Source organism: Gelidibacter maritimus (assembly GCF_014062315.1).
In the GTDB taxonomy this organism is placed as follows: domain Bacteria; phylum Bacteroidota; class Bacteroidia; order Flavobacteriales; family Flavobacteriaceae; genus Gelidibacter; species Gelidibacter maritimus.
In genome coordinates this window covers 1-7,988 of sequence record NZ_JACGLT010000033.1, presented here as the reverse complement: position 1 = coordinate 7,988, position 7,988 = coordinate 1, and the positions used below count along the sequence as shown (strand labels likewise).

General features: G+C 39.7%; 8 protein-coding genes. 4 read left to right on the top strand and 4 right to left on the bottom strand.

Features of this window, described 5'->3' with window-relative positions:
* Positions 1–237, bottom strand: a 237-nt coding sequence (locus tag H3Z82_RS19695) for a hypothetical protein (RefSeq protein WP_235982424.1), incomplete at its 3' end; no start/stop codon positions are given.
* Between H3Z82_RS19695 and tnpB the strand changes: the two genes are divergently transcribed.
* From tnpB to H3Z82_RS19170, 3 genes are read left to right on the top strand one after another with little or no spacing between them, the layout of a single operon-like run.
* A complete protein-coding gene (gene tnpB, locus H3Z82_RS19865; protein WP_394368104.1) occupies positions 133–408 on the top strand; it encodes an IS66 family insertion sequence element accessory protein TnpB in 276 nt (91 codons plus the stop codon). The two genes, H3Z82_RS19695 and tnpB, sit on opposite strands and share 105 nt — an antisense overlap.
* A 45-nt stretch (positions 409–453) precedes the next feature.
* On the top strand, positions 454–1,932 hold the full coding sequence (tnpC, locus tag H3Z82_RS19175) for an IS66 family transposase (protein WP_182205184.1): 1,479 nt from the start codon (positions 454–456) through the stop codon (positions 1,930–1,932).
* Positions 1,929–2,438, top strand: a complete 510-nt coding sequence (locus tag H3Z82_RS19170; protein ID WP_182205374.1) for a DUF6398 domain-containing protein — start codon at positions 1,929–1,931, stop codon at positions 2,436–2,438. Before tnpC ends, H3Z82_RS19170 begins: the two co-directional genes overlap by 4 nt.
* A 523-nt stretch (positions 2,439–2,961) precedes the next feature.
* Here H3Z82_RS19170 and H3Z82_RS19165 read toward each other — a convergent pair.
* The 3 genes from H3Z82_RS19165 to H3Z82_RS19155 all read right to left on the bottom strand — a co-directional run bounded on the left by H3Z82_RS19165 (position 2,962) and on the right by H3Z82_RS19155 (position 5,912).
* Positions 2,962–3,234, bottom strand: a complete 273-nt coding sequence (locus tag H3Z82_RS19165) for a barstar family protein (protein ID WP_182207087.1) — start codon at positions 3,232–3,234, stop codon at positions 2,962–2,964.
* A gap of 279 nt (positions 3,235–3,513) precedes the next feature.
* Positions 3,514–4,572: a type I restriction enzyme HsdR N-terminal domain-containing protein gene (locus H3Z82_RS19160; RefSeq protein ID WP_182207086.1), complete on the bottom strand. Its 1,059-nt coding sequence runs from the start codon at positions 4,570–4,572 to the stop codon at positions 3,514–3,516.
* Positions 4,573–4,952: 380 nt separating this feature from the next.
* Positions 4,953–5,912: a hypothetical protein gene (locus H3Z82_RS19155; RefSeq protein ID WP_182207085.1), complete on the bottom strand. Its 960-nt coding sequence runs from the start codon at positions 5,910–5,912 to the stop codon at positions 4,953–4,955.
* Between the two features lie 653 nt (positions 5,913–6,565).
* On the opposite strand from H3Z82_RS19155, the gene ltrA reads away from it, so the two are divergent.
* Positions 6,566–7,906, top strand: coding sequence for a group II intron reverse transcriptase/maturase (ltrA, locus tag H3Z82_RS19150; protein WP_449528468.1), 1,341 nt, complete (start codon positions 6,566–6,568; stop codon positions 7,904–7,906).
* Positions 7,907–7,988: the final 82 nt, after the last annotated feature.

The window sequence follows — 7,988 nt, the reverse complement described above, 5'->3', positions numbered from 1 at the left end:
GGCAGAACCATTTTGATCCGTTGCAAAAACGGGATCGAGATCGAAATCCCAGTATAGATGTTCGCACTTGGTACTTCGCACCGGTTCCAACTCTACAGCCTCCCCACCGATATGCGAAAAAGCTTCGATAGCCTGAGTGGACTTGTCATCAACGATCTGGACCAGAGCCCCGATGACGGTACGGTATATATCTTTATCAACAAGGTCCGCAACAAGGCAAAGTTGTTGCACTGGCAATCGGGAGGGTTTATGCTGTACTACAAAAGGCTGGAATCCGGTACTTTTGAACTTCCCGATTACGATGGATCAGTCGGCAGTCTACGGCTGGATTACGCTCAATTGGTCCTGCTCATCGATGGGATCTCCATTACCAATATAACCAGGAGAAAACGTTACAAAAAAACGTGATATTAGGTTGTTTTTTAACAGGGCAATTTTTATCTTAGCCCTGCTATGACCTATCAAGAGCTGCTTGTCGAGAACCGGGACCTTCAAAAAAAGGAGAAGGCCTCCACGGCCAGAATAGTTTCCTTGGAACATCAACTGGCACAGCTCTACAAACTCATAAGTGGATTCAAATCCGAGAGTTTCATATCCCAAGCTGTGGTCGACCAGTTATCGCTCTTTTCAGGGGATGATTCCCCAGAAACCGTAGAAGAGACCCCGCAAGAGACCATTACCTATTCCAGGGACAAGAAAAAACACAATGGGCGCAATGCACTGCCCGAACATCTGCCGGTCAGGGAAATCACCATCGAGCCCGAAGAGGATACCACGGGACTGAAGAAGATCGGGGAAGAGGTCACCGAAACCTTGGAATACACTCCCGCAAGCCTTATCAAAAGAAGGACGATCCGGCCCAAGTATGCCAAAGCGGATGGAGAGGGCGTACTGATCGCGGCACTTCCTACCCGTCCCATCGACAAATCGATAGCCGAGGCCTGTTTACTGGCACACATCCTGGTGGGCAAATATATCGATCACCTTCCGTTCTACCGGCAGATCCAAATGTTCAAACGGGACTTTGGATGGGAACCCGCACAGAGCACCATGAGCGACTGGATGGCCAGTTGTTGCCAGCTGCTGGAACCGCTCTACAATACACTGAAACAAAAAATACTGGCCTCCGATTATATCCAGGCCGATGAGAGTCCGATCAAGGTGTTGGATTCCGATAAAAAAGGCAGTACACATCAGGGATATCAATGGGTCTATCACGATCCCGTTCAAAAATTGGTGCTTTTCAATTACCGAAAAGGCCGTGGACAGCACGGCCCCAAAGAATTGCTTGCGGGCTATAGTGGGTATCTGCAATGCGATGGCTATACCGTGTACGATAAAATAGGTACCGACCCCAAGATCGCACTTGCCGGATGTCTGGTACATGCCAGGCGCAAGTTCCACGACGCGCTGGACAGTGATAAAAAACAAGCGGAAAAAGCATTGGCCATCTTTAGGGATATCTATTTGGAAGAACGTAAGATCAAAGAGGAGGCCCAAGATGATCTTGAAGCCCGAAAAAGACAACGAGACATAAGGATCAAGCCGCTATTGGTACAGATCAAAACGTGGATCGAAGGGCAACAATTCAGAGTGCTGCCGCAAAGTCCCATCGGCAAGGCGATGACCTACTTCATCAATCAATACCCAAAACTGGAGGCCATATTTGAGGATGGACGCATCGAACTTGACAATAACCTGATCGAAAATGCCATCCGCCCCATGGCCATAGGCAGAAAGAACTTCCTTTTCTGTGGATCACATAAAGCGGCACAAAATGCCGCCATGCTCTATTCTTTCTTCGGTAGCTGCAAGATGCAGGGCGTCAATCCCCGGGAATGGCTAAAGGAGACCCTCGGGCGGATCCCAGATCATAGCATACAAAAACTCGAAGAACTCCTGCCCGGATACCAAAAACAGAACAGCATATGACCAAAGAACAGGTAAAGGAAAAGGAAAAACAATTATTGGAAATAACGGGGGCCTTCTGTGCGCAGAAACTCAATGATGAATACTTCGTACTCTGTGAAAAACTCATCAAAAAGATGGGTAGAAAAAGAGACGTCCCGTTCACAAGGGGAAAATTAGAGATATGGGCGGCAGCTGTGGTCCATGCCATAGGGTCGATAAATTTTTTGTTCGACAGATCCTTCGAGCCGTATATAAGTTCCAAAGAGATGAACGAATACTTCGGGACCAAGGGGGCTACGGTCTCGAGCAAGGCCCGGATCATAAAGGATATGTTCGATCTATGGTATTATAGCCCTGAATTTTCTACCGGTGCCATGCAGGAGAACAGCCCTTTTAACAACATGGTAATGGTCGATGGACTGATATTGCCCTTGGACAACCTTCCAGAACATATACAACAAATAGTGCTTCAAGCAAGGGCAGAAGGCAAGGATATTGAATTCACTACGAAATATGAAGACCAATAGCTAATGTAGTTGCTCGGACGGATACGATTTTTCAGGAATTTTATAATCCGTAATAGTGGTAAATTCAGAGTTGTTCTTTCTGATTTTCATATTCTTCATAAAAACCAAAAAAAATTCGATTTATAACTGTTTTCAGGATTCGCCAACTGTGTGCTAACGTTTATGTATATGAGCTGTGGCGTGTTTTGGCACGAACCTCTCCAAATAAAAACTGGCTTTGGAAAATCCGCAGGATTTTCCAAGTGAGGACAGACCAAGCCATAGCTTATATACTGTGTTGTGGTGCGTTATTCCTGCGTTCTGTGCGTTTTATTTATTTTCTTTCGTAAAATTATATAGCCTAAAATACTCATTAAAATTCCAATTCCAAAAATTTTGGTTTTGTCGGTTATTTTAAATTTTGCAGACTGCCATTCCATAGTTTCCGTTGTAATTTTTTGGAATTCTATACCGCTGTAAACTGCCAAAAAAAACAAAAGCAGAATTAAAATCACGAATATAAATGTCAGTTTTCTATTAGTCATTATTTTAATTCCAGTTTTATATGTTCGTGTTCTTTTATCAAATCAACGATTTTTTGGAAATCGGTAAGATTGGTTTTTGAATATTCCGAGTTTAACCAAATCAGTTCAAATTCTTCTTCGCAGTCAGTTTTTATAAATCCGCCGTAAAGTATGTCATTCAGCGCATCCCAATTTTTTCCCCAATCGTTGTTTTCTACCAACAATTGTCCAATGGTTTCAAAAAATTCAGTCAAATTATTGAATTCCTTTCCGTTTAGGTTGAATGTTTTCAATGTTTTCTTGGTTTTTTTTAATGCACCACAACTTGTATTTATAAGCACTAAAAGTGATTATATCTGCCCTCAGTGTGCCAATAGAAGCCACTTTGGATGTTGAATTTAAGTGATCAAAATTCTTATGCTTCAATTTACCACTTTTCTCTAAACTTTCCTATACGTAGAACTACGGATTTCAAAGCTATTTTTTAGGGGTTAATATGGGCGATAGTTTGGTGAGCACGAGCGGGACGCTCGCGATAGCTGGGGGTCTCATCAAGTTATAGTTTATATACTTTATTGATTTGCGTTTTTATTCTTCATCTTCCTTAACCATTCTTCATAGTATGGTCTGTCGTTATTTGCTGAAACTTCATACCATTGTGAACACACAAAATAAATTTCTCCGTTTATATGATAAGGGTTTTTCCAATATCTTGCTCTTTCGTAATATGCTGAATTTTCTTTAGCTAAAAAAGGGAATTGAATATCAAATGTCACTTTTGAATAATCTCCTCGTTGCAACCTGTCAATTTCGTTTCTGTCTATTAGATTACTGCTTACTAATTTATTAAATGTTTTTCGGACATATTTTCCGATTGGAAGTTTTTCGGAAGAATTGGAATTTTCAAATGAGTTGTATTTTTTCCTACTTCTTTTTTCGTAATTTTCTATTGGAACTATTTTAGTTTTATTCTCAATTTTGACCTCCAGAATTTTGAAGACTTTCTCAATTATCTTTTCGTCATATTCTTTTATAAGCTCGGTTCTCAAATAGTCCACTATTTTTTCGTGGTAATTTTCGGAAAGTAGTTGATTTTTTAGCCTTTTAAAGTCCTTTATTTCTTTCAATTCTTGAATTTTCTCTTGAGCGTGGTTTTCAATATTTTCTCTATTGAAAGTTTCCTTGCTGAATAATTGTACAAATTTTAGTCCTTTTTCACTATCTCTTTTAAACTCAATTTCGTCGATTAAGACAATACCATTCTGATTGAAAAATTTACCATCTAAAAATAGCCGTATTTTATTGCCAATTAGAATTCCAAATTCTACTCTCATAATTCCCATATAAGATGATAATTGCCTTTTAAATGTCAGATTATCAATTTCAAATGAAGGTTTTTTGACTTCAACGATGAAAAGATTTCCTAACTCCTTTGATCTCAACACTAAATCTGGACTGATTCTATTTGACGCTCCAACTTGAACACTTTCGCGTACAATTATTTCTTTATTATATTCGCTCCATCCTAACTTTTCAAATGCTTGAACTACTTTGAACTCAAATAATTGCTCACTTGTATTTGTAGGTAAGTTTTCCGAGAGTATGTAACATAATTCATTCCATTTTTCCATATTTTGGTTTTTCTTTAATGTTCGGATTTTTGTTTAAATGCACCATAACTTTATAAGCACTACAAATGATCATATCTGTCCTCAGTGTGCCGATTTGGAGCAACTTTAGTTAATCAACTATATCCTAATCACCTTTGATTCAAAATTTCCAACCCCAATCTACCAACTTTCCCTAAACTTTCCAATAACTATAACTACGAATTTTTAAAGCAGTTTTTTTTGGTTAAAATGGGAGATAGTGTTTGTGAGCACGAGCGGGACGCTCGCGCCAGCGGGAGTTCGAAATCGTCAAATTTAAAATTTTGGCGACTTTCCAAATATGCCTTAATTTCGATTTAGCAACTGCCAAGCCATGAGCTATATACATTATGTGCAGGACTTTATTCTGGATTAAAATCCATTTTCGTTTGATTCTCTAATTCTCGATTTCTTTGTTTTCGTTTCGTTTCGATACGCTTAGAATCTTCAAATACGTCAGTTACGTTATAAACGCTTATTGTTCCAATTTGAATTTCTCCATCATTATCCATCGTTTGCTCCATCTCAATGTCGGCAATAATATTTGTCCCGTTCGAGAAGCTTATTTCTTTATTAATTACAGAAGTTCTAAATTCAGCATCCCGCATATAAAAATTGATAGGCTTGCCATTAAAAATGCCTTTCCATTTCATATTTCCTTTTTTAAGAACTGGCGCAACAATTTCTATTATTTCACTTTCTTTATATTCAGGCTCAATCTCAATCGTATCTATAATAAATTTGTCAAAATGTTCTCTTGGAACTATGTTTTCTTTGGTTATTGGTTCTAAATTTTCGTCTAACCGCTGAGTTGAAACTTTTTCAATTTTATCTTCTTTCAGAAGGTTTGAATAAAAATTAGATTTGAATAATTTTACCTTATTTGTTTCTCCAATATAAATTGATAAGTTTTCAATTATTAAGGTTTGTTCTTTTGTTGTTTTATCGTCGGATTCTAAGTCTTTTTTTAACTTTTCAATATGAAGTCTAACCTCTTCCTTTTTCATTTTTTCATACTCTCCATCTGTTGTTATTTCGTTAACTACAACCTCTGTAATAATAGCAGAGAGAATACCGCCTAAAAATATGAGAGCATTTTTTACACTCCTTTTTACTTTCTTTTTCTTTAGTAATTTGTAGTAGGCTTTTATTCCGCCTTCTCCAATCGCAATTGATTCAAACAGTAACTCTCCATCCAGTTCAAGAATTTCAGTAACTTCTTTAAAAATGCGAAGTACTTCAAATTCCGCTCTATTTTTCAGATAAGCGTCCATTGAATGGAAATCATCTTTAAGGAAGTAATGTATTTGTAAAAATTCCATTTAGTGATGTTGGTTGGTCGTCTTGCACATAACGGTCGGTGTAAAAACAGTAGGGCGTAAAAGGACGCTTACTGTTCGGTGAACCACAAGCCGAATTTTTGAATTTTGTTCATAAATTTTTTCACGTTGAGCAAAATTTAAAAATTTTGCGACCTTGCTAATACGCACCAGCCATTGGGTTTAGCACCTAATTGCCCTATTGTTTTTATACGATGTGTGTGCCCAGTATGGGCATCTTTACCTTACTGCAAAGTAAGATATTAATTTAGAGGGTGCAAGTCCCTTATGCGCTGGAGTAACTTCTGGAAGCATTAGTAAGTCGCAAGGGCGGTAACCGTGAGGTTATGTCTGAAGAAAGCGAGACTACAAAACTCGGTACTGACGAACAGGAACCGTATACAGAGGCATATTTACCTGGGTAAGCAAGCACATCATTGTAACGCCCAACGATTATCAAAAGGGTAAATATGTAGATACGGCAGGGATTGAGTGAAAGAAGATGTTCTTACCTGGGGAGGTCTCCATAGCCACGTGTTGGCATAATGGAGAAGTCAGCAGAGGTCATAGTACTTATAGGAAACGAGCTGTGAAAACAAACCACAGAAGTCTCACAGATAAGGAAGGACTGAACATTAGATTATGTTGGAATTTGATTGGGAAGCCTAGCTAGCCCCATCTTAGACCAACAGGAGTATTTACATTTTACTGACCCTATGATTGAAAAGGTATTAGAAGCAAAGAATCTTTATAAGGCGCAACGTAAAGTTGAGCGCAATAAGGGAGGGTGCGGAGTAGATGGTATGAAGACAACGGAATTGGCTGCTTACATAGCAGAACACCGTGACGACCTACTATCTTCTATACGCACACACCGCTATGTACCAGACCCGATTTTAGGGGTTTCCATTCCAAAAGGTATGGGTAAGACCAGACTTTTAGGGATTCCAACAGTAGTGGATCGATGGCTACAACAATCGGTAAACCAACAGTTGATGGTTGAGTTCGAATATGAATTTGAACCGCTCAGCTATGGTTTCCGCCCCAATAAGAACCTGCACAAAGCAGTACTACAAGCCCAGCAGTATATCAATACTGGATATCAGGACATTGTAGATATTGATTTACAAGGGTTCTTTGACGAGGTAGACCATATGCGATTACTGCAACTTATTTACAATAAGGTAAAATGCCCAACTACCTTGCGTCTAATCCGAAAATGGCTACGAGCGCCCATACGTATCAATGGACGGCTCGAGAAACGCCGAAAGGGAATACCGCAGGGAAGCCCTTTGAGTCCATTACTATCTAATATTTTGTTAGATGTACTGGATAAGCATATGGAGTCGAAAGGACTGCTCTATGTTCGCTATGCGGATGATTTTAGTGTTTACACTAGGAGCAAGAGCGAGGCAAAAAGGATAGGTAATGAGCTGTATATCTTTTTAAGGGATGCACTCAGGTTGCCTATTAACAAAGCCAAGAGCGGAATTCGCAGACCTGTACATTTCGAACTGCTTGGACACGGTTTTGTACCTGTCTACAAAAAGGGAACAAAAGGGCAGTATCAATTAGTTGTATCACAAAAGAGTTGGGGCAAGTTTAAACGCACGTTAAAGCGTATTACGCAGAAGACCAGGCCTATATCGCTGTTAGAACGGCTTGGACGGCTCAATGAAGTCTGTCGGGGATGGATTAACAACTATCGGCTGACCCAGAGTTATGCTAAACTTAAAAAGCTAGATGCTTGGTTAAGAAACCGATTGCGATATTGTATTTGGCACGATTGGAAAAAGCTGGAACGTAAACGTAAAAACCTTATTAGATTGGGGATAGAGCAAGGGCAAGCGTATGCTTGGAGTAGAACCCGAATGGGAGGATGGGCAACAGCCCAAAGCCCTATTTTAAAAACTACCGTAACCATCTCCAGACTCAAACGAAAAGGCTATAAACCGCTAGGAGATTACATCGATAGAGCGCAAACTTTAATCTGGTGAACCGCCGTATACGAGACCCGTACGTACGGTGGTGTGAGAGGCGCAGTGGCGACCGTTAGGTCGTCACCCGTCTACTCGATTG

Excerpts from the sequence above, each read along its gene's own strand:
- tnpC (WP_182205184.1), top strand. The coding sequence starts at position 454 with ATGACCTATCAAGAGCTGCTTGTCGAGAACCGGGACCTTCAAAAAAAG.
- H3Z82_RS19170 (WP_182205374.1), top strand. The coding sequence starts at position 1,929 with ATGACCAAAGAACAGGTAAAGGAAAAGGAAAAACAATTATTGGAAATA.
- H3Z82_RS19160 (WP_182207086.1), bottom strand. The coding sequence starts at position 4,572 with ATGGAAAAATGGAATGAATTATGTTACATACTCTCGGAAAACTTACCT.
- H3Z82_RS19155 (WP_182207085.1), bottom strand. The coding sequence starts at position 5,912 with ATGGAATTTTTACAAATACATTACTTCCTTAAAGATGATTTCCATTCA.